We start from the raw sequence: 24,909 nt of genomic DNA, 5'->3' as shown, positions 1-24,909 counted from the left end.
ATTAAATTTTAAAGGAGTTGTTTGTTCATGCGAGTAAAAGATACTCTAAATTTAGGTAAAACTAAATTTAAGATGCGCGGTAATTTACCAGTTAAAGAAGCTGAGCGTCAAAAAGTATGGGAAGATAATCATGTTTATGAATTAAGACAAAAGTTAAACCAAGGAAAGCCATCATTTATTCTTCATGATGGCCCTCCATATGCCAATGGTGATATTCATATGGGACATGCTATGAATAAAATTTCCAAAGATTTTATTGTTAGATATAAATCAATGAATGGTTTTAGATCACCATATGTTCCAGGTTGGGATACTCATGGATTGCCTATTGAACAAAAGTTAACTCAAGCAGGTTATGATCGTAAAAAAATGTCTACTAATGACTTTAGAAAATTGTGTCATGATTATGCGTTGAAACAGGTTGATCGTCAACGTAAGGAATTTGAAAGATTAGGTGTTTCTGCTGAATGGGATAATCCATATTTAACCTTGAAACCTGAATTTGAAGCAGCTGAAATTCGTGTTTTTGGTAAAATGGCTGAAAAAGGTTTAATTTATCGTGGTAAAAAACCAGTTATTTGGTCTTGGTCTTCTGAATCAGCATTAGCCGAAGCAGAAGTTGAATATCATGATATTACTTCACAAACTGCTTTTTATGCAGAAAAAGTTATTGATGGTAAAGGCGTATTAGACGAAGATAACACTTACATGGTTGTTTGGACTACTACTCCTTGGACTATTCCAGCATCTGAAGGTATTACTATTGATGGCGGTTTTGACTATTCAGTAGTTCAACCTGAAGGTGATAATCGCAAATTTGTTTTAGCAACTGAATTAGTTGAAAAAGATGCTGAAGCATTTGGTTGGGACAACTATAAGATTGTTAAAATTGTTAAAGGTCAAGAACTTGAAGGAGTACTTGCAAAGCATCCATTTATGGATCGTAAGATTCTTACTATGATAGGTGACTTTGTTACTATCGATACTGGTACTGGATTAGTTCATACTGCGCCTGGATTTGGTGAAGATGACTATAATGTTGGTAAAGCTAATGGATTAGATATTTTTGTGGATGTTGATGCACAAGGATATTTAACTAAAGATGCTGGTAAGGATTTTGAAGGTGTCTTTTATGATGATGCTAATGAAATTGCTTTAAATAAATTAAAAGAGGCGGATTTATTACTTAAACAAGAACCAATTGTTCATAGTTATCCATTTGATTGGCGTACTAAAAAGCCAGTTATTTATCGTGCTACTGATCAATGGTTTGCTTCTGTTGATAAAATTAAAGACAATATTTTAAATGCAATTGAAGACGTTGATTTTAAACCTAGTTGGGGTAAAAAACGTTTACACAATATGATTAAAGATCGTGGTGACTGGGTAATTTCTAGACAACGTGTTTGGGGAGTTCCACTACCTATTTTCTATGGTGAAGATGGTGAAGCAATTATCACTAAGGAAACTACTGATCATGTTGCTGATTTATTTGCTAAATATGGTTCTGATATTTGGTTTGAAAAAGAGGCTAAAGAATTATTACCTGAAGGTTTCACTAGTGAACATTCTCCAAATGGTAAATTCACAAAAGAAAATGATATTATGGATGTCTGGTTTGATTCAGGTTCATCACACCAAGGTGTTTGTGCAGAACGTGATTATTTAAACTATCCAGCTGATTTATACCTTGAAGGTTCTGACCAATATCGTGGTTGGTTCAATTCGAGTTTAATTACTAGTGTGGCTTATGATAATAAAGCTCCATACAAGCAATTGTTATCACAAGGATTTACTCTAGATGGTAATGGTCACAAAATGAGTAAATCACTTGGTAACACAATTGCTCCTATTGATGTAATTAAGAAAATGGGTGCTGAAATTGTTCGTTTATGGGTAACATCAGTTGATACATCTGCTGATGTTCGTGTATCAATGGAAAATTTTGTGAAAGTTTCTGATTCATACAAGAAAATTAGAAATACTATTAGATATATGTTAGCTAATACTAGCGATTTTGATCCTAAAGAAAACGCAGTTAGTTTTGATGAAATGCCATCAGTTGATAAATATATGCTAATTAAATTGAACAAATTTGTTAGTGAAATTAAGAATGATTACGATAACTATGATTTCTTAAGCTTAAATCGTAAATTACAATCATTTATTAATTCTGATTTATCAGCATTTTATTTAGATTTTGCTAAAGATATTCTATATATTGATCCAAAAGACAGTTTGACTAGAAGATCAATGCAAACAGTTCTATACAAAGCTGTTGTATCAATCACAAAATTGATTACTCCAATTCTTCCACATACTGCTGAAGAAATCTGGCCATTCTTGAAAGAATCCGAAGATTTTGCACAACTATCTGAAATGCCAGAAGTAGAAAATTATCCAAATGAAAATGATATTTTAGATAAATGGTCAAAATTCATGAATCTTCGTGATGATGTTCTAAAATCATTAGAAGAAGCTCGTGACAATAAACTAATTGGTAAACCATCAGAAGCAAAATTATCATTATATTTAAATGATGATAATAAAACATTAATGAATGAATTAAATGCTAATATTCAACAAATATTAATGGTATCTCAATTGTCTACTGATAATATCGAAAATGCACCTAGTGATGCTCAAAACTTTAAAGATGAAATTTCAATTAAGGTTGATCATGCAGATGGTGACACATGTGAACGTTGTCGTTTAATTAGTACTGATGTAGGAACCGATTCTGATTATCCTAAATTCTGTGGACGTTGTGCTAAAATTGTTCGTGCAAATTTCCCAGAAACTGCAACTGAAGGATTTGAAGAGAAATAATAAAAAATTCTGGGATGTTTTATCCCAGAATTTTTATTTTAAGGAGCATATTATGATAAAAGGTAAAGTAAATAATTTTAATCCAGAACATGATTTTGGATTCTTAAAAGGACAAGATAAAAATAAAGTTTTTTTCCATGCATCTTCAGTCACTAATAAAAAGGCCGATGATATTAATATTGGTGATCTTGTTGAATACCAAATCGCTGAAGGAAAAAAAGGTCCTCAAGCTGTGAAAATAACTTTTATTGAATCTGATAATTGAAAAAACATTTAAATATCGATAGAATAAAACTATTAGGATAAAGGTGATTATTTTATGGATTTGGAAGAAAAAGTGATTAAAAATGAGCCTAAATATAAAGGCTCAATTATCAATGTTGAGAAACAAACTGTTAAATTACCTAACGGAGAAACTGCAACTAGAGATGTAGTTCATCATGCTAAAGCAGTTGGGATTCTTGTTGTGACTAAAAACAATAAGATGTTATTAGAAAAACAATGGCGTGCTCCAATTGCTAAAGCTACTTTAGAAATTCCAGCTGGTAAAGTTGATAGTAGGGATGATGCATCTTCTAAGCATGCTGCTATTAGAGAACTTAATGAAGAAACTAGATATCATGCTAGAAATTTAAAGAGAATTACGGGTTTTTATTCAACAGTTGGTTTTTCTGATGAATACATGGATCTTTATATGGCAACAGACTTAGAACCTGTTAGTGACGAATTGCCTAGAGATCAAGGTGAATATTTAAATATTAATGAATATAGTTTAGAAGAAGCTATGCAATTAATTGAAGATGGTAAAATTGAAGATGCTAAAACTATTACTGCAATTTTTTATTGGAAATTGTTGCAGAAAAAGTAGGTGTTTAGTGTTATGAAAAATGATACTGATAATTTAACTAGGGAAGCTTATAAAAAACACATAAAAGATTCCCACAACAAACATATTAATAAAGAAGATAAACAAAAAGTTGAATATACAAATAGTGGATTAAAAAGAAAATTAAATTGGACAATTTTTTACTAATTATTGGAATAATAATTGTCTATTTAGTATTGTTCTTTTTTAATCCTTAGAATATGGAGTGCTAATTATGAAATTTGGAATTTTATGTGCAATGGATGAAGAAATTAAAACTTTAATTACTCAGTTAGACAATGATAAACAAACAGATATTCATGGGGTCATTTTTCATGAAGGAAACATTCTTGGACAAGAAGTTGTTTTAGTTAAATCGGGAATTGGTAAAGTAGAAGCGGGATCAACTACTGCAATGTTAATTACCAATTTTAATGTGGATATTGTAATTAATTCTGGATCTGCTGGTGGAATTGGATCAGGCCTTTCTGTAGGGGATGTAGTAATTTCTAGTGAAACGGCTTATCATGATGTAGACGCTCGTCCTGCTGGATATGTTTATGGTCAATTACCTGGGCAACCAGCCAGATTTAAAGCATCTGAATTATGGTGTAAGAAGCTTGCTGAAGCATCAAAAGATGTAGGTATGAATGTAAAGAGTGGATTAATTGTTACCGGAGATCAGTTTGTTGCATCAAAAGCTGACACAGATAATATATTAAAAGAATTTCCTGATGCATTATCATGTGAGATGGAAGGAGCTGCTGTTGGACAAATTGCTAACCAATTTGATATTCCTTATGTTGTTGTAAGAGCAATGTCTGACGTTGGCGATGAAGATGCTGATAACAGTTTTGATGAATTTATTCTTGAAGCTGGAAAGCGTTCTGCCAAGATGCTATTAGACTTGTTTAATAATCAAAAATAGAGAGGGTTAGTTATACTTGAAAGAAATTTATTTGGACAATGCTGCTACAACCAAGATGGATAATGAAGTTTTAGCAGATATGTATGATAAATTCAAAAATGTATATGGTAATGCTTCAACCCTATATGGAATAGGTAGACAGGCACATACTATTTTAGAAAATAGTAGAGATATAATTGCAAAAAGCATTAATGCCCAGTCTGATGAAATTATCTTTACTAGTGGTGGTACCGAAAGTGATAACACTGCAATTATGCAAACCGTTGAAGCTAGAAAAAATCTAGGTAATCATATCATTACGACTGCTATTGAACATGAAGCCGTTTTAAAGCCATTAGAGTTCTTAGAAAAAAAGGGATTCAGAGTTACTTATCTTCCAGTAGATGAAGATGGTCAAATTAGCTTAGATGACTTAAAAGATGCTCTAGATGATGAAACAATTTTAGTTACCATTATGACTGGCAATAACGAAGTTGGTTCACATTTACCTATTCATGAAATAGGTGAATTATTAAAAAATCATCAAGCATGGTTTCATACTGATGCTGTGCAAGCCTATGGATTATCTGATATAGATGTAAAAGCTGACCATATTGATATGTTATCGACATCAGCACATAAGCTTAATGGTCCTAAAATGATGGGCTTCTTATATAAAAATGATGACATTAACTTTCCAAGTTTTATCAAAGGTGGGGATCAAGAAGATAAGAGACGTGCAGGTACAGAAAATATTCCAGCTATTTCTGGATTTGCCACTGCGGTTTCTTTAGCTACCCCCGATTTGAAACAAAAATTACATGATCGTTATATTTCTTTTAAAAATCAAATTATTAATCAATTTAATGAAAATAATATTGAATTTGAAGTTAATGGTTCAATGAGTGAAACTAATTTGCAACATGTCTTTAATCTATGGATTAAGGGAGTTCCTACTGATTTATTACAAACTAATCTAGACTTAGATAATATTGCAGTTTCATCTGGTTCAGCATGTACTGCTGGAAGTATTGAACCCTCACATGTTTTAATTGCAATGTATGGTAAAAATAGTCCTAGAATTAATCAATCAATTAGAGTTAGTTTTGGTAAGTTTACTACTATGGATGATATTAATAAGTTTATTGATTCAACAATTAAAATCATTAAAAGAATCAAAAAATAATAGTTGGGGGGAATAATTAATGGCATTTAAAACAGAAAACAAAATTGATGGCGATAATCAAGTTTATTCGATTAATCCAGCAATCAAACGTTATACCTTAAGTGATACTGGTTTTAGTAAAACTAATGCTGGTAATTTTGCTTTTGAACAATCTTTAGATACTGAAGATCCATATAATGGTATTAAATTAAAAATAACCTTTAAATCAGATTTAAAATCATTCAAAATGTCTACTGTAAGTGGTAATGGATTAAACAAAGTTAATATTTTTAAAAATATTAACAAAGATAAATTAGTCGAACAATTTCATTATTTAATGAATAATTTTATTGACAGAGAAGTATTTATTCAAAAATAACAAAAAAGAAACACTCCAGGTGTTTCTTTTTTTGTTGCAATTAATAATTAAAATATGTATTATATCAATTATGGGATATGCGACCTTCAAATCGTAGATTCTATGAATCTAGAAGAAATGATGGTGATTTTTGTATGACAGACAATAGTAATACTCGTGTTGTTGTTGGAATGTCAGGTGGTGTTGATTCATCTGTTTCAGCTTACTTATTAAAGCAACAGGGTTATGATGTTGTTGGAGTTTTTATGAAAAATTGGGATGATACTGATGAAAATGGAGTATGTACTGCAACTGAAGATTATAAAGATGTTGCTAAAGTAGCTTCTGAAATTGGGATTCCTTATTATTCTGTAAACTTTGAAAAAGAATATTGGGACCGTGTTTTTACTTACTTTTTAGATGAATATAAAAAGGGAAGAACTCCCGATCCTGATGTAATTTGTAATAAAGAAATTAAATTTAGAGCATTTTTAGATTATGCGTTAGAATTAGGTGCTGATTATATTGCTACTGGTCATTACTCTCGTTTAGAAAGAGATAGTGACGGGAACAATCATTTACTAAGAGGTAGTGATGATAACAAGGATCAAACTTATTTCTTAAGTCAACTCTCAGAAGAACAGTTAGATCGTGTTATGTTTCCAATTGGTGATATGGAAAAACCTAAGGTTAGAGAAATTGCCAAAAAAGCCGGTTTAGCTACTGCTGATAAAAAAGATTCAATGGGAATTTGCTTTATTGGAGAAAAGAACTTTAAATCTTTCTTAAGTAACTATTTACCTGCTACTTCTGGTAAAATGATGACCTTTGATGGAGAAGTTAAAGGTACCCATGATGGATTAATGTATTACACAATTGGTCAACGCCGTGGATTAGGTATCGGTGGAGATGGAACTGATAATCGTCCTTGGTTTGTTGTAGGAAAAGATTTATCTAAGAATATTTTGTACGTAGGTAAAGGATATGAAAATAAGCATTTGTATGCTGATTATTTAGAAGCTTCCGATATTTTTTGGATAAATGATATTTCTAATCGTGGTAATGATTTCCGTTGTACTGCTAAGTTCCGTTATCGTCAAAAGGATGTTGGTGTTACTGTTCATCTTAATGATGATGGTAAATCCTTAAGAGTTGATTTTGATGAACCTGCTAGAGCAGTTACCCCAGGACAAGCAGTTGTTTTCTATGACGGTGATGAATGTCTAGGATCAGGTATTATTGATGCTGCATTTCAAAATGATAAAGAATTACAATATATTTAACGAAAAAAGTCTTTAAAGTTTTTTAAAGACTTTTTTTATTTAATACTTTGAATTTATATCAATAAATTGAGATAATATACATAATCATTTTTGAACGAGGGATAAAATTGAAATTATATTTTATAAGACATGGAAAAACTAAATGGAATTTAGAAAGTAGATACCAAGGTTCAGGTGGTGATTCTGATTTACTACCACAAAGTTATAAAGAAATGGAACAACTTGGAAGTTATTTAGAAAATATTAATTTTGCGCATGCTTATTCTAGTCCCATTAAAAGAGCTAGAATAACTGCTGAAAGAGTTATTTCACAATTGAAGCATCGTCCAGACCTAACCTTATGGAGTCGTTTAGAAGAATTTAACCTAGGAAAAATGGAAGGTCAAAAATTTGATGATGTAAAAATTAAATATCCACAATCATTTGATAATTTTAGAAATCACCCTGAAAAATATGATGCTAAAGAAATCGGTGGAGAAAGTTTTCAAGATGTTATTGATCGAATGAGACCAGCTGTTAATTATATAGTTAAAAATCACAATAATGACGATAACGTAATTATTTTTAGTCATGGAGCAGCTTTAAAAGCCTTAATAAATTCTTTGTTAGGAACACCAATTAAAAATATTAAACAGCGTGGTGGCCTTGCTAATACTAGTACCACTATTTTGGAAACTAATGACTGTGGCAAGAATTTTAATCTAATTAAATGGAATGATACTGAATATTTAAATAAACATTTAAAATCTACTGATTTAATATAGGTGGTTAATTATGGTAAAAAATGATGAAAATCTAAAAAATTCGCAATTAAAGATTCAAAAAGAACACGAAGAAAAACAAAAAAAAGCAGACGAAACTTTACACAAATTGGTTAATGATATTGATGAACATCCTAATGATTATCGTACTTACTATGATTTAGGAGCTTTTTTAGTAGAATTGCATAATTTTACGCAAGCTGAAGAATTAATAATGAAAGCGCTAGGTTTATTTGCCGATAAGAATAAAAAGGCAAAAGAAGTACTTACTTATGGGTTAGGCAATGTTTACTATGCAGCAGGTGAGTTTGATAAGTCTATTGAGCAATTTAACTCTTTAAGTAGCAGTGATATGAAAGCTGACGCTTACATTATGCTAGCTCAAAGTTACATGGGTAAAAAAGATTATAAAAAAGCAGTAGTATTTGCATTAACTGCTCAAGGATTTAGAAAACAAGATCCAGATGTTAATTATCTTTTAGGTAGTAGTTTGATAGCACTGGGTAATTTCTCTGAAGCTGCACAATTTTTGGATAATACATTACATGCTCAACCTAAAAATGGAAAAGCAAATTTTGATCGTGGAATTGTAGCAATGGTGTTAGAAGAAGACTTTGATTATTACTTTGAAAATGCAAAAAAATATGATAAGAAATATTTTGATAATGGACAAAAACGTTTAGCTGATATTGAAAAATTTGTGCAAGCAAAGCAAGGTAAAAAGTAAGGAGGATTAAGCCTGTGTCAGAATCTATAAGTTTATTTTCAGACGTTAATGATAATTCTGATGATGATCAACTATATGTCAAAGGAAAAGTTGCGGCGACCTTCTTTGAAAGTAAAGATAGCTTTTATAAAGTTATTCTGGTTAAGATAATGGATACTAATATTAATGACTGGCATGAAGATGAAATAGTTGTTACCGGTAATTTTGCTGATGTGGTTGAAGATAATGAATATTGCTTCTATGGTGAAGTTATAGAACATCCAAAATACGGTAAGCAATTTAAAGCTTTAAATTATGAAAGTAATGTTCCTACATCTCGTGAAGGCCTTATATCTTATTTGTCTGGTGAAGATTTTTCTGGAATCGGTAAAAAAACTGCAAAAAGGGTTGTTGATGCACTTGGAACTAACTTAATTCAAGAAGTGTTAAATGATTCTAATAGTTTAGATAAAGCTGGATTAAATAGTAATCAAAAAGCTACTATTACTAGTGCTATTAATAAAAACAATGGGATGGAACAGGTTATAATTGGATTAAATAGTTATGGATTTGGTAGTGATTTATCCTCGACAATTTATAATAAATATAAAAATGACACTTTAGAAGTTATTAATGAAAATCCATATCGTTTAGTGGAAGATATTAATGGAATTGGTTTTAAAAAAGCGGATGAAATTGCTGCAAAAATTGGAATGCCATCAAATGATCCTGCTAGAATAAGAGCAGGATTGATTTCTGCTCTACAAAATTTATCCATTAAAAATGGAGATACTTATACTTTTACAGGGCCAATTGTTGATGAAACCTTAAAACTATTAAACAATGGGAATACCCAACTTATAAATGGTGAAGACTTATCTAGTCAATTCATTGAATTGGCTAGGAACCAAAAAATAGTTGGTGAAGATGATCGAGTTTATTTAAAATCCCTATATGATGATGAATGGAATATTGCTGAACATCTTAATCGAATTATTAAAAACTCTGATTCTAGTAACTATAGTGATGAAAATGTTAATAAAAAAATTAGATTAGTAGAGCAAAAACTTAATATTCAATATGATGATTCCCAGACTGCCGCTTTAAAAGATGCGGTTAATTCCAAAATGTTTTTATTAACTGGTGGTCCAGGAACTGGTAAAACTACTATTATTAAAGGGATTACCTATCTTTATGCCTATTTAAATGATTATTCTTTGGATTTAAATTCATATAAGGACAAAGAATTTCCAATCCTTTTGGCTGCACCTACCGGTCGTGCTGCTAAGAGAATGAATGAAGCAACTGGGATTCCTGCTAGTACAATTCATCGATTGTTGGGATTAAATGGTCATGAAGGAGACAATGAAGAGCCTACCAAAGATTTAGATGGTGGCTTGTTGATTGTTGATGAAGTTTCAATGGTGGATACTTTTCTGTTTCAATCATTGGTTCGTGCTATTCCAAACAACATGAAAGTAATTCTTGTTGGAGATAAAGATCAATTGCCATCAGTGGGACCTGGGCAAGTATTTAATGATTTATTAAAATCTGATTGCATAAATAAGATGCATTTAAATACTATTTATAGACAGGATAGTAATTCTACTATCATTCCTTTAGCCCATAGTATTCAGCAGGGAACACTGCCTGATGATTTTACAGATAAAAAACCTGACCGTAGTTTTATACCTTGTACTCCCAATCAAATGAGTAATGTTATTGAACAAATTGTTACTAAGGCTAAAATCAAGGGATTTACTGCTAATGATATCCAGGTGTTGGCTCCTATGTATCGTGGAGCAGCTGGAGTTAACAAACTTAATAATGTTATTCAATCTATTATGAACCCAAAAGCTGAAGGATTAGTTGAGGTTGATTATCGAGGCATAGTATATCGTGAGGGAGATAAAGTATTACAACTGGTAAATAGTCCTGAAGATAATGTTTTTAATGGAGATATCGGCCAAATAGTTGAAATTATTAAGGACGATGCAAAATCTAGTAATGATAAGATTAAGATTGCCTTTGATCAAAGTGAGGTAACTTATAGTAGAAAAGATTGGTTACAAATAACTTTAGCTTACTGTACTACTATTCATAAAGCTCAAGGTAGTGAGTTCAAAATGGTTATATTACCAATAGTTCCACAATTTTCTAAAATGTTAAAAAAGAATCTTTTATATACTGCGATTACTAGATCAACAGATGTTTTAATCATGATTGGCGATTATAATTCATTCTTAAGTTGTGCTAAAAGCGAGTCTGATAACCGAAATACTAGTTTAAAAGAAAGAGTTCAAAAATTATTAAACGGTGGTATCAAACCTGCTGCTAATAATAAAGTGGAACCTGTTGAGAAAAATGATCATAATAAAGGTTCTAAAGATTATCATTTAACTAGTAGTATGATTAGGGATGAATTAATTGATCCAATGATTGGCATGGAAGGTATTAAGCCTTAAAAATTCATGCTTTATTTATTATTTTATGTTAAAATTAATCATTGAATTATTTGATCGATTAGGAGGAAAATTCCATGACAGAAAATTCTGATAATAAAGGAATTAAAATTTTTTCTTTAAGTTCCAATAGGCCTTTGGCTGAAAAAATCGCCAAGACATGTGGAGTTGAACTAGGGAAAGCTACAATTAACAAATTTAGTGACGGCGAAATTAAAATTCAAATTGATGAGAGTATCAGAGGTGACTCTGTTTATATTATTCAGTCAATGTCTGATCCTATCAATGCTAATGTCATGGAATTATTTATTATGATTGATGCTGTTCGTAGAACTAGTGCTAAGTCTATCAACGTTGTTATTCCTTACTATGGATATGCTAGATATACAGCTAAAAAACGTGAACGTAAGCCAATTGTTGCTAAATTAATTGCATCTGTTTTGGAAAACGATGGCATTGATCGTGTTGTAACTTTAGATTTACACTCTCCACAAATTCAAGGTTTCTTTAATAAGCCTGTTGATAATCTTAAAATGGATAAAATTATGTCTAATCATATGAAAAAAAATTATGATTTAGATAATGCAGTAGTGGTATCACCAGATCATGCTGGAGTTGCTCGTGCTAGGGGCTTTGCAGGTTTAATAGATTCACCAATTGCGATTGTTGATGACCGTGATCCTGGCAATGTAAAGCATATTCCTACGTTTGTGATTGGTGATGTTAAAGATAAGGTTGCAATTATTGCTGATGATATGATTGATACGGGTAATGGTGCAATTAAAGCTGCTAATGTTTTGGCAAAGCATGGAGCTGCTAAAATTTATGTTGTTAGTACGCATGGAGTTTTTGCCAAAGATGCTTTAGAAAGAATTGAGCAATCACCTATTGAAAAGGTAATTGTTTCTGATTCTATATATCTTGATGATTCCAAAAAGACTAACAAGTTAGATATTGTTTCAGTTGCTGATTTAATTGGAAATGCAATTACTAGAATTCATGAAAATAAATCAGTAGGTAAATTATTTAAATAAAGTTTTGTAAGCATCTGATTAAATCGGGTGCTTTTTATTTTAATTCGATATGATTTTCTGCTATACTATTTTTTGTTATAAATTATGGTAGGTGATAAATAGTGAAGTGGAAAAAATCAATTGTAGGAATGGCAACTGCTGCTTTGGCATTAGTCTTGGTAGCATGTGGTAGCCAAAATGCTCAAGATAAGCAAATTAGTAATAAAGAATTAAATTTAAGTTATCCAACTGAAATATCTTCAATGGATAATACTAAGGCTTCGGATGCTTCTAGTTTGACTATGTTATATCATACAACTGAGGGATTATATCGATTAGGCAAGAATGATAGTATTGATAATGCCTTAGCAAAAAGTTATAAAGTATCTAATGATGGTAAGCAATACACTTTTAATTTAAGAGAAAATGCAAAATGGTTAAATGGAAAACATGTTACTGCTAATGATTTTGTGTACTCATGGCGTCGAGCAGCTGATCCAAAATCAGCTTCTCAATATGCATATTTATTTGGACAAATCCAAAATTATGATGCTATTCAAAAAGGTCAAATGAGTCCTGATAGTTTAGGTGTTAAAGCCGATGGTGATTATAAATTAGTAGTTAACTTAAATAAACCGGTCCCTTATTTTAGAAGACTTTTATCATTCCCAGTATTTTTCCCATTACAACAATCGGTAGTTGATAAATATGGTAAATCATATGGTGAAAATAGTTTGAAAACTAATTCTGATGGTCCATTTATCTTAAAAAAATGGAACGGAACTAATGAAAATTGGCAGTTAGTTAAAAATAATAAATATTGGAATGCAAAAAATGTTCATTTACAAAAGATAAATGTTTCTGTTGTAAAGAACCCAAGTACTTCATTAAACTTATTCCAACAAGGTAAACTAGATATTACTCCACTAAATGGTGATCAAGTAGTTAATTATAAGAACTCTAAAGGATTTAAATCATTTACTGGTGGAGCAACGGTTTACATGATGTTAAACCAAAAGAAAAATCCTATTTTAAGAAATGAAAATGCTAGAAAAGCATTATCTATGGCAATCAATAGAGATGAATTATCTAATAATGTTTTACGTGATGGTTCAGTTCCAGCCAAGGGATTAGTTCCATCTAAGCTTGCAAACATGAAAGCTAACAATAAAGGAAAGACATTTGGTGAAAAATCTTATGTTAAAGATGCAGTTTCATATAATTTAGATAAGGCCAAATCTCTTTGGCAAAAAGCTATGAAAGAAGAAAAAATGTCTTCTGTTAAATTATCATTATTAACTGCAGATGATGATCAATCAAAAGCTAATGCTGAGTTCTTACAAACTCAATTAAATAAATTACCAGGATTATCAATCAATGTTACTTCAATTCCTGATAAGACTAGAATGAGTCGTCAAGATAATGGTCAATTTGATATTGCTGTTAATAAGTGGGGAGCTGACTTCTCAGATCCAATTAACTTTTTACAATTATTTGAATCTAATAATTCAATGAACTTTTCTAAATGGAGTAATCGTGATTATGATAATTATATAAATATGTCTAATAATCGTGATGCTAATGATTCTGGAAAACGTTTTAATGATTTAGTAAATGCTGAGAAAATATTAATGCAAAATCAAGGAGTTATTCCATTGTATCAACCTGCTACTGCAGAATTATGGAATACACATATTGATGGGTATATTTGGAATCCAGCTGGTATGAGTAGAAATTGGATTAATATTAACATTAAGTAAATAAAAAGCCTTTAACATATTATTGTTAAGGGCTTTTCTTGACTTTAGATAAAAAATCATTTTAAACTATTTATAGTCTTTAATTAATAAATGAGGGTGATTATTATGTATAAAGCTTCAGATAAACGCTATGATAATATGAAAGTACGTCGAGCAGGTAATTCTGGACTACAATTACCTGCATTATCCTTTGGAATGTGGCATAGTTACGGAGACGATGCTAATTTTAAAGATAGTGAAAAAGCAATGCTTAATGCATTTGATAAAGGAATTTTTAGTTTTGATTTAGCTAATAATTATGGGCCTGGTTCCGGTGCAGCTGAAAGAATGTTTGGTCAAGTTTATCGTGCTGATTTAAAACCTTATCGTGATGAACTAGTTATTACTACTAAGGCTGGTTATCATATGTGGCCTGGACCATATGGATCATTCTCTTCTAAAAAGACTTTAGTTGCTGCAATTGATCGTTCATTAAAACGTATGGGACTGGATTATGTTGACATATATTATAGTCATAGATTTGATCCTAATACTAGCTTAGAAGAAACTGCTGAAGCACTTGATGGCATTGTAAAGTCAGGTAAAGCTTTATATGCTGGTATTTCTAATTATAATGGCGAACAAACTAGAGAAATTATTAAATACTTTAAGGAATTGCATACACCATTTGTTGTTAATCAAATGTCATACAACTTATTAAATAGACAAGTTGAAGAAGATGGGACTATTGATGCATTAAAAGAAAATAAAGATGGTTTGATAGCCTATGGTCCACTTGCAGAAGGTGTATTAACTGATAAATATTTAAATGGAATGCCTGAAGATCTTAAATTACACTTTACAAATAGTTTTATGTTGAATGATAAAGATAATGTAGTTGAAAAGCTTAATAAACTTAATAATTTAGCTAAAAATCGTGATCAAAGTCTTGCTCAAATGAGTTTAGCTTGGCTATTACATGATCCGGTAGTAACTAGTGTTGTTACTGGTGCTTCTAAGCCAGAACACTTAGATTCTAATTTAAAAGCTTTAGATAATTTGCATTTTACTCCTGATGAATTAGATGAAATAAATAATATTTTAAAAAAATAGGTTTTAATTAAAGTTATGTCTTTTTAGACATAACTTTTTTTATATACAAATCATTCTTTACTACGTTATAATTAAAGTTATGTGATTTTTATATAAAGTTAAAGGAGAGATAAAATGGGGGATTCCTCAAAAAATTAAATCTATATGAATTAATAGGTTTAGTTATAGGTTCAATAATTGGTGGGGGAGTTTTTAATTTAATGAATGATATGTCTGCCAATGCTGGAGCAGGGGCAGTTATTATTGGTTGGATTATAACTGGAATAGGAATGTTATCATTAGCTTTCACTTTTCAAAACCTAACAAATAAACGACCAGACTTACAAGCGGGAGTTTATAGTTATGCAGAAGCAGGATTTGGAAAGTACATGGGATTTAATTCTGCATGGGGATATTGGTTGTCAGTCTGGCTAGGTAATATTAGTTATGCAACTTTACTTATGAGTGCTTTGACTTATTTTTTCCCAATATTTGGTGATGGTCATAATTGGATATCTTTTATAGTAGGATCAATTTTTCTATGGATTTGTCATTTCTTAATTTTAAGAGGAATTCAATCAGCATCCTTTATTAATACAGTTATTACTATTACAAAATTAATACCATTATTTTTATTTATTGTTATTATGATTGTTGCTTTCAGATTGAACATTTTTACTAGTGACTTTTGGTTAATGGGTGATAAACCTTTTAATTTTGGTGATGTTTTAGCACAAGTTAAAAGCACAATGCTAGTGACTGTTTGGGTTTTCTCAGGAATTGAAGGTGCTGTTATCTTTTCTGGATATGCTAAAAAAAGAAAAGATATTGGTCGAGCAACCGTTCTAGGAATAGTTATTGTTTCATTAATATATATGTTAGTTACATTGCTATCATTTGGTGTAATGAAACAGGCACAATTGTCTAATTTACATCAGCCAGCTATGGCATATTTATTACAAAGTGTTGTTGGTAAATGGGGAGCAATTATTGTTAATCTTGGTTTAATTGTTTCTGTAATTGGAGCTTGGTTATCATTTACTATGTTTGCATCTGAAGTTCCATATGCTGCAGCTAAATCAGGATCGTTTCCCAAACTATTTGCTAAATCAAATAAAAATGGGGCACCAGTTAACTCACTAATTTTTACTAATATTTTAGTTGAAATATTTATGATTTCTTTCTTAATTTCTTCGGAGGTATATCATTTCTTTTATTCAATTTCTAGTGCGGCTGTTTTAGTACCATATGCTTTTTCAGCATTTTATCAATTAAAGTATTCTTATTTGGATCATCAAGGTCATGACAGAAACAAGAATATCTTTTTAGGTATTGTTGCTAGCATTTACTCTTGTTGGTTGTTATATGCTGCCGGAATGAGTTATATATTACTAGCTACAATTATGTTTGCTGCAGCAATCCCTGTATACTATTATTTACAAAAAATTGATAATAAAGAAAAATTTGTATTTAACAAATTAGAGAGATTAATTGCTATATTATTATTTATTTTAGCAATTATATCTATAATTTGTCTGTTAAATGGTTTAATAAAAATATAAATAAAAGCATCTTCGACAATTATTATCGAAGATGCTTTTTTATATAATAAAAGGATATTTTATTATTTTATAATCAATATCATAAAAGCGACTGCCAAGATTATCGCCATCTACTTTACCATATTCTAATGAAGGAATAGATAGGTGGATGTTATTTCCATAAAAATTATGAATTGATTTTGATTTATGTTTCTTACCCATTAATATTATTAGAATTGTGTATATTAATTTAAATATATTTCTTTTTTCTATTATTGATAATTTTAATGACTTTTCTTTATCATTATTTTGCATTGTGTTTTCTACTGAACAAAATATTGACTTTTTAAAACTATATTTTGTTGAATCCACTTTTACATTTGTATTAAAAGAATCAATATTGTATAGCATTGGAATCAAAGTAATTAAGTGTTTTAATCTATGCAGCTTATTATTACCATTTTTAGGATTTGTATCAAGTCCTATAATTATTTGATTGATAAAAATACCATTTTCTTGTTTTATGTTTTCTTTAAAGCTTCCAATATTAATTTTTTTATATTTATCGCTTTTTATTATATTTAGAAGATTTTCTTTCCAATCCAATTTATTATTATTAGCTTTAACAAATTTATTGTTTTTTCCAAATGGTAGGATTCCTATTGGAATATTAGGAGCTTTTTTATCATTAATGATTGAACTTAACACTTCATTGATGGTTCCATCTCCACCAATTATAATTATGCATTTAGGAAATTTGTTTTCTTTGTACCATTTATTTAAATAATAATTCATAATTGATTTTGCATGATTTATTTTTCTTGTAATTCTAAGTTTATAGTTAGTTTTATTAGATTCTAATATATTTTTTATTTTAGGCCAATTCTTTTGAGCTTTTCCATTATTAGCTTTGGGATTCAAAATTATTAGGTAATCTGAAGGCAATTTATTTTCTCCTTTTTTATTTAATTAAAAAGGGCGAATTCTATTAAGAATTCGCCTTTTAAATAAGATTAGACAATTATTTTGTATTCATTATAAGCATTGGTAAAATTAATGGATGTCTTTCAGTCTTATTATATAAGAATTCTTGCAAGTCTTCTATAATTGCATTTCTAATACTAGATTCATTTGCATTTCTATTACGCATAGCTCTTCGAATAGTTCTAAATACTAAACGTCGACCTTCATCTAATAACTGACCAGACTCTCTCATATAAACAAATCCTCTTGATAATAAATCAGGGCCTGATTGAATTTCTTGATCTTTTAAATTAATAGTTGCAACAACAACTACCAGACCTTCTTCAGATAATAATTGACGATCACGAAGAACCACATTGCCAACATCACCTATACCGTTTCCATCAACATAAACATCTCCGGAAGTGAAATGACCAGCTATTCTTGCTGAATCCTTAGTTAGGGCAAGAACATCACCATTTTGCATAATAAAGCTATTCTTTAATGGTACTCCACATTGTTCGGCCAATTTTGTATGAATTTTTAACATACGGTATTCACCGTGAATAGGCATGAAGAATTTAGGCTTCATTAATCTTAGCATTAACTTTTGTTCTTCTTGACCACCATGTCCAGAAGTGTGTATTTTATTAATCTTACCATGAATAACTTTGGCTCCAGCTTCTTCTAACTCATTAATAACTCTGTTTACACTTATTTTATTTCCAGGAATAGGGTTACTTGAAAATACAACAGTATCATTAGGTTGTATTGAAATTTGTCTATGAGTTCCATTTGCGATTCTTGAAAGGGCAGCCATTTGTTCACCTTGTGAACCTGTACATAATATTAATGTTTTTTCAGCAGGTAATGATTGAAGTTCTGATGCATCAACGAATGTATCATCTGGAACATCTAAATATCCTAATTCTTTACCATTCACAATTGCAGCTTCCATACTACGACCAAAAACAGCTATCTTTCTACCATGTTTAATGGCAACATCACATGCAGTTTTAATTCTGGAAATATTTGATGCAAATGTAGCGAATATTATTCTGCCAGTTTCTTCATCAAATATATGTCTAACCGCATGACCAATCCAGTTTTCAGATTTAGTCCAGATAGGACGCTCGGCATTTGTACTATCCGACATTAAACATAGTACGCCTTCTTGTCCAAGTCGAGCCATTTCTTGTAAATCAGGTGGCTGTCTTGTGACAGGTGTAAGATCAAATTTATAATCACCAGTTTCAACAATTACACCAGAAGGTGTATGCACAGCGATTCCAATTGTATCAGGAATTGAATGTGTAGTTCTAAAAAACGAAACCTTGGTTTTATTAAATTTAAGCACACTCTTAGGTGTAATTTCATGCAATTCGGTTGTTCTTAATAGGCCATGTTCTTCTAGCTTACTTTTTATTAATGCTAGCGCTAATGGACCAGCGTAAATTGGAACATTTAAGTCTTTGATTAGATAAGGGACACCACCAATATGATCTTCGTGACCATGGGTGATAACTAAAGATTTAATCTTATCCTTATTTTTAACTAGATATTGGTAATCAGGAATAACGTAATCTATTCCTAATAAATCATCTTCTGGGAACTTAATTCCAGCATCAATTAAAATAATTTCATCCTGAAATTGAACTCCGTAAGTATTTTTACCAATTTCGCCAAGTCCACCAACGCCATAAATAGCAGTTTCATTATTTTTGACGTTTAGTTTATTCATAATTATTTAAACTCCGTAATTTTAAAATCTGGCTTTTTTGTTCGTAAGCCAAGTGATTTCCTTCTAAAGGTTCAATAAATTCAATGTTATGATCAGTATTCTTATCTACCAATTCTCTTGCTTCAACTTCTGTTTCGCAGTCTAGATAAAGAGCATTAGTAAATTCCCTTTTTGGATTAGACTTTGTGTTTTCTTGATATAAAACTTTGAATATCATTTTAATAACTCCTTTTATGTTTTTTAACCGTACGATTGTGCGACTGCACAAATGATTAAGTTAATTTTATCATAGAAATTTTAATAAGTATAGTAAGCAGGAAAACGATAATAATGTTAAAATTTAATCTATATTAAAATGAATTAAGAGGTGAAATCAATGTTAATTTTTGAAATGATAGTTGGTTTTATCATAGCAATTATTATTTATAATGTTATTCATCATTTTTTTATTACAAGGCCTATTGATATAGGTAATAAAGAAACTATAAATGTTTTAGATGACTTTATTCATCACTTAAGCGAAAATTTAGATAATACTTTGAAGATTGTTGAAAAAAATAATAATTCTGTAGTATGGGGAAGAAACATATATGACTATGAGTATATTTTAAAATATAACAATCATTTTAGTGAAGAGTACCTAAGAATAAATATAAATAGTTTAATAAAAACTTTTAATGATAGTAAAAAATTCAATCATGACGTGGTTGTAACTGATTTTTTTATTAGAGATAATTTAATTCATATCGATTTAGCTTACCTATTAAATTCTGCAACTTATGAATATGTATTAGATATGAAGAAAGTAGATAAATAAAAAGCTTGGGAACCATTTAGATTCTCAAGCTTTTTATTATTCAACAAATAAATCGTTGTCTTTCTTGGAGAAAGGATTTTCTTTATCAATATGATCATAGAATAATGTACCGTGTAAATGGTCAATTTCATGTTGGCAAACAATTGCAGGGTAGTTTTTAAGCCTAATTGTGTGTTCCTCACCATTTACATCTTGATATTTTAAAGTAATTCTAGCAGACCTATGAATATATCCTTCAAAATCTTCGTCTACTGATAAGCAACCTTCACCTTCAATTAAAGCACATCTTTGAACGGAGTTAGACAAAATGACGGGGTTGATGATTACATCCTTGAATATAGGACTTTCATCTTCATCTTCTGCAGGGACTAATACAGAAGCCATCATTTTTGACTCGCCAACTTGTGGTGCTGCAAGACCTACTCCAGCTCTTAGTCCATACTTTTTACATAATTTAGGATCTTGACTAACCTCAAGGTACTCCATTAGATCTTTTGCTAGTTGTTTGTCTTCATTACTTAGAGGGAAATTAACTTTTTTTGCTTGTTGTCTAAGTACTTTATTTCCATCTCTAACAATATCTTTCATTAAAAACAAATCATTTACCTCCTTTGTTATTAGATAAATTATATCATAAGCAATTCATATTTGTTCTTTATAATTTTTATCAATCGTTTCATTGATATATAATGTCATTTAGAGGTGATTTAATGTTAAAAAATTTATTAATAAGTGGAGATGATAAGCGGATTTTAGCTTTTGTTAAGTTCTTAATCAGTATTGACTATCCAATTCATTTACATATTTTAAACACGGATTTAAGTGGCAGTATTAATAATTTAATATCTACAGTTTTATGTGATCAATTTAATGTATCAATCTCTGATAAAAGTGATTATAGCAATGTTGATGGCTTCATTTACTTATATGATTTTCCAGAAAATATTAAGGATGATAATATTGAATTTTTAAAGGAAAAAATATCTAATTTTAGATTGTCTGTTAATGATATAATTGAGAAAGGCTTTACTGGGACAATTATTCTTAATGGATTTAGAGACGACTTATTGAATTATTTTACTAGTAAATTTACTGGTAAGTCATCTAATTATTTAATAGGTACTGGTACATTGCCTAGTACTTTGGTTTTAAAAAATATCTTAAAAAGATATTTTAATGTTGGATCATCAGATATAACAATTAGTACCTTTGGTAATAATATCAATAATTTTATATCTTGGAGTAGATCTTATATTGGGCAAACACCAATTCTCTCTTATTTATCTGATAAGAATAACTTATTTAAAGATGATGTTTTAGATGATATTAATTATCGCTTAGACGTAAAATCTATTTCAGAAGATGAGATTTTACAATTTAAATCAATAAAGGATATTTTAGATTCTTTATATTTAGATTTGCCACATATTATGGATTTATCGAACTTAAAATTAAGTAATGGGAAATTGTCATCATTAAGTTCTCCAGTTATTGTTAATAATAAAGGATTATATCAATACATAAAGGTTTCATTATCTGATAATGAGGAGTCTACGCTTAATTCAATAGTTGACAAATCAGATATTGTTATAAATGAAATAATTAATGGGAGCAAAAAATAATGAATAATAACTACTCATACCCAATGTTTGAAAGTTGGAATAGGGATGAAGTTTTAACAATGATGAATTTATATACATCTGTAGAAAAAGCTTATGAAGATAAAAATGGGGTTGATAAAAGTTTAATTATTAAGCTTTATAACAATTTTAGATCCATTAATCCTTCTAAGATGGAACAAAAACAATTAGACAGAGATTTCTATCAAATTTCTGGCTATAGTTTATATAAAACTTGGCAAGCTGCTAAAAATAATAAATCGAAGAATGTCAGAATGAATTAGTAATTATTGGAGATGTTATTTTGAATAAAGACTGGCTCAAGATGATGGATGAAAAAATTCAATCTTGGTTACAAATAGCTAGAAAAAATGCTTTAGAATCGGTTAATAAAGACTTGAAAGTTGATACTAAAACTAGTAGAAAAGATTTAGTTACAAACGTTGATAAGGATAATGAACAATTTTTTGTAAGAAAAATTAGAGAAAATGATCCTAATTCCAAAATCCTTGGAGAAGAAGGATTTGGTGACAAATTTAATTCAATGGAAGGACATGTTTGGATAATAGATCCTATTGATGGAACTATGAATTTTGTTAAAGAACGAAATTATTTTGCGATAATGGTTTCATTGTATGTGGATGGAAAAGGCGTATTAGGATATATCTTAGACGTTGTTAATAATGATTTATATCATGGTATATTTGGAAAAGTTTACAGAAATAATGAGCTATTGAATAAACCAGATGATATTCATCTTGATTATGGACTTATGGGGATGAGTGCACCATTATTAATTGAAAATGCATATAATATGCAAACAATCGCTAAACAAAGCGAAGGAGTTAGAATATATGGTAGCGCAGGAATTCAATTAATATCTGTTATAAAGGGGGAATTAGTTGGATATATTTCCCATTTAAAGCCATGGGATATTGCTGCCGGTAGAGTAATGTGTGAAAGCTTAGGTCTCACTGTTACCACTATTGACGGGAATAAGCTCGATATGGTATCATCAGAAACTGTATTGGTAGCGACGAAGATTGCACATAAGGAAATACTTGATTTAGTAAAGTAATGCCTTATGTGTAAATTTATATAAATTAATAACTTGGTCCGAGTTGCTAAGTAAGAGATAAGTGGATACTTCGAAAGGAAGGTAAACATATGAAGACAAGAGACGATATTAGAAATATTGCTATTATTGCCCACGTTGACCACGGTAAAACAACTTTGGTTAACGAATTACTAAAACAATCAGATACTTTAGATGAACACGTTCAAATTGAAGATCGTGCCATGGATACAAATGATATCGAACGTGAACGTGGTATTACAATTCTTTCAAAGAATACTGCTGTTAGATATGGAGATAAACAAATTAATATTTTGGATACTCCAGGACATGCTGACTTCGGTGGAGAAGTTGAACGTATCATGCGAATGGTTGATGGTGTATTATTAGTTGTTGATGCTTTTGAAGGTACTATGCCTCAAACTCGTTTTGTTTTGAAAAAAGCTCTAGAACAACATTTAACACCAGTTGTAGTTATTAATAAGGTTGATCGTCCTGGCTCACGTCCTAGTGAAGTTGTTGATGAAGTTCTTGATTTATTTATTGAATTAGGTGCTGATGAAGAACAACTAGATTTCCCTATTATTTACACTTCAGCTATGAACGGAACTTCAAGTTATGATGATGATTTATCAACTCAAGAACACACTATGAAACCTGTTTTCGATACTATTGTTGATGCTATTCCAGCACCTATCGATAATTCAGATGAACCATTACAATTCCAAGTTGCAATGCTTGATTATGATGATTTCGTTGGCCGTATTGGAATTGGTCGTATTTTCCGTGGAACTATTAAAGTAGGTGACAGTGTTACTGTTATGAAACTTGATGGTTCAACTCAAGATTTCCGTGTTACTAAACTTATGGGATTCTTTGGTCTTAAGAAATTAGACATTAATGAAGCAAAAGCTGGAGATTTAATTGCTATCTCTGGTATGGAAGATATTAATGTTGGTGAAACTGTTGTTGATCCTTCTGCTAAAGAAGCATTACCAATTTTAAGAATTGATAAGCCAACATTACAAATGACTTTTGGTACAAATACTTCACCATTTGCTGGACAAGAAGGTAAATTTGTTACTGCTCGTCAATTAATTGATAGACTAGAACGTGAATTGCATACCGATGTTTCATTACGTGTTGATGAAACTGATGATCCAGGTTCATGGACAGTTTCTGGTCGTGGTGAATTACATTTATCAATTTTAATTGAAAACTTACGTCGTGAAGGCTATGAACTACAAGTTTCACGTCCACAAGTTATTATCCGTGAAATTGATGGCGAAAAATGTGAACCATTCGAATCAGTTCAAATTGATACTCCAGAAGAATACTCAGGTTCAATCATTCAAACATTATCTGAAAGAAAAGGTAATATGCAAAACATGGAAAATGTTGGTAATGGTCAAACTCGTTTGACATTCCTAGCTCCTTCTCGTGGATTGATTGGTTACTCAGCTGAATTCTTATCACTTACTCGTGGATATGGAATTATGAACCATACCTTTGAAAAATACTTGCCAGTTGTTAAGAACTGGAACCCAGGTAGAAGAAATGGTGCTTTAGTTTCAATTAATAAGGGTAAGACTACAACCTATGCTACAATGGGTATTGAAGATCGTGGTACTATCTTTGTTGATCCAGGTACTGAAGTATATGAAGGTATGATTGTTGGTAAAAACAGTCGTGACAATGATATTTCAGTTAATATCACTAAGGGTAAGAAACAAACCAACGTTCGTGCTGCTGGTTCAGATGACACTTCTAAGATTAATGAACCACAACATTTAACTCTAGAAGAATCTCTAGAATTCTTAAATGAAGATGAACTTTGTGAAGTTACACCTGAAAATGTTCGTTTAAGAAAGAGTATTCTAAATACTAATGAACGTGAAAAACAATCAAAACGTAATCGTCATAACAATTAAAAATATTTTAAAGAGTGAGCGATAAGCTCACTCTTTTTTTGT

22 protein-coding genes and 2 pseudogenes are annotated in these 24,909 nt (G+C 30.4%); 20 read left to right on the top strand and 4 right to left on the bottom strand.

What is annotated here, in order from left to right; genetic code table 11:
• The first annotated feature begins 27 nt into the window (after window positions 1–27).
• From ileS to arcD, 15 genes and pseudogenes are all read left to right on the top strand, one after another.
• A complete protein-coding gene (ileS, locus tag C7N41_RS05740; protein WP_105964760.1) occupies window positions 28–2,829 on the top strand; it encodes an isoleucine--tRNA ligase in 2,802 nt (933 codons plus the stop codon).
• A 52-nt stretch (window positions 2,830–2,881) separates the two neighbouring features.
• Entirely contained in the window at window positions 2,882–3,094 is a 213-nt protein-coding gene (locus C7N41_RS05735) for a cold-shock protein (RefSeq protein ID WP_105964759.1), read from the top strand.
• A gap of 54 nt (window positions 3,095–3,148) precedes the next feature.
• Window positions 3,149–3,697 carry an NUDIX hydrolase gene (locus tag C7N41_RS05730; protein ID WP_105964758.1) on the top strand — a complete coding sequence of 183 codons (549 nt, stop codon included), beginning with the start codon at window positions 3,149–3,151 and terminating at the stop codon, window positions 3,695–3,697.
• A gap of 12 nt (window positions 3,698–3,709) precedes the next feature.
• Window positions 3,710–3,862 (top strand): hypothetical protein, encoded by a 153-nt coding sequence (locus C7N41_RS07690; protein ID WP_157944978.1) that lies wholly within the window; start codon window positions 3,710–3,712, stop codon window positions 3,860–3,862.
• 67 nt (window positions 3,863–3,929) lie between these two features.
• Window positions 3,930–4,622 carry a 5'-methylthioadenosine/adenosylhomocysteine nucleosidase gene (locus C7N41_RS05725; RefSeq protein WP_105964757.1) on the top strand — a complete coding sequence of 231 codons (693 nt, stop codon included), beginning with the start codon at window positions 3,930–3,932 and terminating at the stop codon, window positions 4,620–4,622.
• A 16-nt stretch (window positions 4,623–4,638) separates the two neighbouring features.
• A complete protein-coding gene (locus C7N41_RS05720) occupies window positions 4,639–5,787 on the top strand; it encodes a cysteine desulfurase family protein (RefSeq protein ID WP_105964756.1) in 1,149 nt (382 codons plus the stop codon).
• Window positions 5,788–5,806: 19 nt separating this feature from the next.
• Window positions 5,807–6,145, top strand: a complete 339-nt coding sequence (locus C7N41_RS05715; RefSeq protein ID WP_105964755.1) for a cysteine desulfurase — start codon at window positions 5,807–5,809, stop codon at window positions 6,143–6,145.
• A gap of 134 nt (window positions 6,146–6,279) precedes the next feature.
• Complete coding sequence (mnmA, locus tag C7N41_RS05710; RefSeq protein ID WP_105964754.1) at window positions 6,280–7,407, top strand: tRNA 2-thiouridine(34) synthase MnmA; 1,128 nt, start codon at window positions 6,280–6,282, stop codon at window positions 7,405–7,407.
• A gap of 107 nt (window positions 7,408–7,514) precedes the next feature.
• Window positions 7,515–8,171, top strand: a complete 657-nt coding sequence (locus C7N41_RS05705) for a histidine phosphatase family protein (protein ID WP_105964753.1) — start codon at window positions 7,515–7,517, stop codon at window positions 8,169–8,171.
• Between the two features lie 10 nt (window positions 8,172–8,181).
• A complete protein-coding gene (locus C7N41_RS05700) occupies window positions 8,182–8,895 on the top strand; it encodes a tetratricopeptide repeat protein (protein ID WP_105964752.1) in 714 nt (237 codons plus the stop codon).
• 14 nt (window positions 8,896–8,909) lie between these two features.
• Window positions 8,910–11,339: an SF1B family DNA helicase RecD2 gene (gene recD2, locus C7N41_RS05695; protein ID WP_105964751.1), complete on the top strand. Its 2,430-nt coding sequence runs from the start codon at window positions 8,910–8,912 to the stop codon at window positions 11,337–11,339.
• Between the two features lie 74 nt (window positions 11,340–11,413).
• On the top strand, window positions 11,414–12,370 hold the full coding sequence (locus tag C7N41_RS05690; RefSeq protein WP_105964750.1) for a ribose-phosphate diphosphokinase: 957 nt from the start codon (window positions 11,414–11,416) through the stop codon (window positions 12,368–12,370).
• Window positions 12,371–12,471: 101 nt separating this feature from the next.
• Window positions 12,472–14,109 carry a peptide ABC transporter substrate-binding protein gene (locus C7N41_RS05685; protein ID WP_105964749.1) on the top strand — a complete coding sequence of 546 codons (1,638 nt, stop codon included), beginning with the start codon at window positions 12,472–12,474 and terminating at the stop codon, window positions 14,107–14,109.
• A gap of 105 nt (window positions 14,110–14,214) precedes the next feature.
• Complete coding sequence (locus C7N41_RS05680; RefSeq protein ID WP_105964748.1) at window positions 14,215–15,201, top strand: aldo/keto reductase; 987 nt, start codon at window positions 14,215–14,217, stop codon at window positions 15,199–15,201.
• 131 nt (window positions 15,202–15,332) lie between these two features.
• Window positions 15,333–16,742, top strand: a pseudogene (gene arcD / locus C7N41_RS05675) (arginine-ornithine antiporter); the annotation flags it as partial.
• A 39-nt stretch (window positions 16,743–16,781) separates the two neighbouring features.
• On the opposite strand, the gene C7N41_RS05670 reads toward arcD, so the two are convergent.
• The 3 genes and pseudogenes from C7N41_RS05670 to C7N41_RS05660 form a co-directional block, all read right to left on the bottom strand.
• The gene (locus C7N41_RS05670) at window positions 16,782–17,666 is read right to left on the bottom strand and encodes a diacylglycerol kinase family protein (protein ID WP_105964746.1); all 885 of its coding nucleotides are present in this window, start codon (window positions 17,664–17,666) and stop codon (window positions 16,782–16,784) included.
• A gap of 76 nt (window positions 17,667–17,742) precedes the next feature.
• Window positions 17,743–19,425, bottom strand: coding sequence for a ribonuclease J1 (gene rnjA, locus C7N41_RS05665; protein WP_105964745.1), 1,683 nt, complete (start codon window positions 19,423–19,425; stop codon window positions 17,743–17,745).
• Window positions 19,426–19,427: 2 nt separating this feature from the next.
• Window positions 19,428–19,642: pseudogene (locus tag C7N41_RS05660) on the bottom strand (DNA-directed RNA polymerase subunit epsilon).
• A gap of 159 nt (window positions 19,643–19,801) precedes the next feature.
• On the opposite strand from C7N41_RS05660, the gene C7N41_RS05655 reads away from it, so the two are divergent.
• Window positions 19,802–20,242 (top strand): hypothetical protein, encoded by a 441-nt coding sequence (locus tag C7N41_RS05655; protein WP_105964743.1) that lies wholly within the window; start codon window positions 19,802–19,804, stop codon window positions 20,240–20,242.
• 36 nt (window positions 20,243–20,278) lie between these two features.
• Here the strand turns inward: C7N41_RS05655 and def are convergent, their stop codons facing one another.
• Window positions 20,279–20,839 carry a peptide deformylase gene (def, locus tag C7N41_RS05650; RefSeq protein WP_105964742.1) on the bottom strand — a complete coding sequence of 187 codons (561 nt, stop codon included), beginning with the start codon at window positions 20,837–20,839 and terminating at the stop codon, window positions 20,279–20,281.
• Between the two features lie 113 nt (window positions 20,840–20,952).
• On the opposite strand from def, the gene C7N41_RS05645 reads away from it, so the two are divergent.
• The 4 genes from C7N41_RS05645 (at window position 20,953) to typA (ending at window position 24,867) form a co-directional block, all read left to right on the top strand.
• Entirely contained in the window at window positions 20,953–21,864 is a 912-nt protein-coding gene (locus C7N41_RS05645) for a Rossmann-fold NAD(P)-binding domain-containing protein (RefSeq protein ID WP_105964741.1), read from the top strand.
• Window positions 21,864–22,145: a UPF0223 family protein gene (locus C7N41_RS05640; RefSeq protein WP_105964740.1), complete on the top strand. Its 282-nt coding sequence runs from the start codon at window positions 21,864–21,866 to the stop codon at window positions 22,143–22,145. The genes C7N41_RS05645 and C7N41_RS05640 overlap by 1 nt, the downstream gene beginning before the upstream one ends.
• 20 nt (window positions 22,146–22,165) lie before the next feature.
• The gene (locus C7N41_RS05635; protein ID WP_105964739.1) at window positions 22,166–22,939 is read left to right on the top strand and encodes an inositol monophosphatase family protein; all 774 of its coding nucleotides are present in this window, start codon (window positions 22,166–22,168) and stop codon (window positions 22,937–22,939) included.
• 89 nt (window positions 22,940–23,028) lie between these two features.
• Window positions 23,029–24,867: a translational GTPase TypA gene (typA, locus tag C7N41_RS05630; protein ID WP_105964738.1), complete on the top strand. Its 1,839-nt coding sequence runs from the start codon at window positions 23,029–23,031 to the stop codon at window positions 24,865–24,867.
• Window positions 24,868–24,909 lie beyond the last annotated feature (42 nt).

The sequence above is a fragment of the Apilactobacillus micheneri genome (assembly GCF_002993975.1).
Classification (GTDB): domain Bacteria; phylum Bacillota; class Bacilli; order Lactobacillales; family Lactobacillaceae; genus Apilactobacillus; species Apilactobacillus micheneri.
The sequence above is the reverse complement of the archived record's forward strand: the minus strand, read 5'-3'. Positions and strand labels throughout refer to the sequence as shown.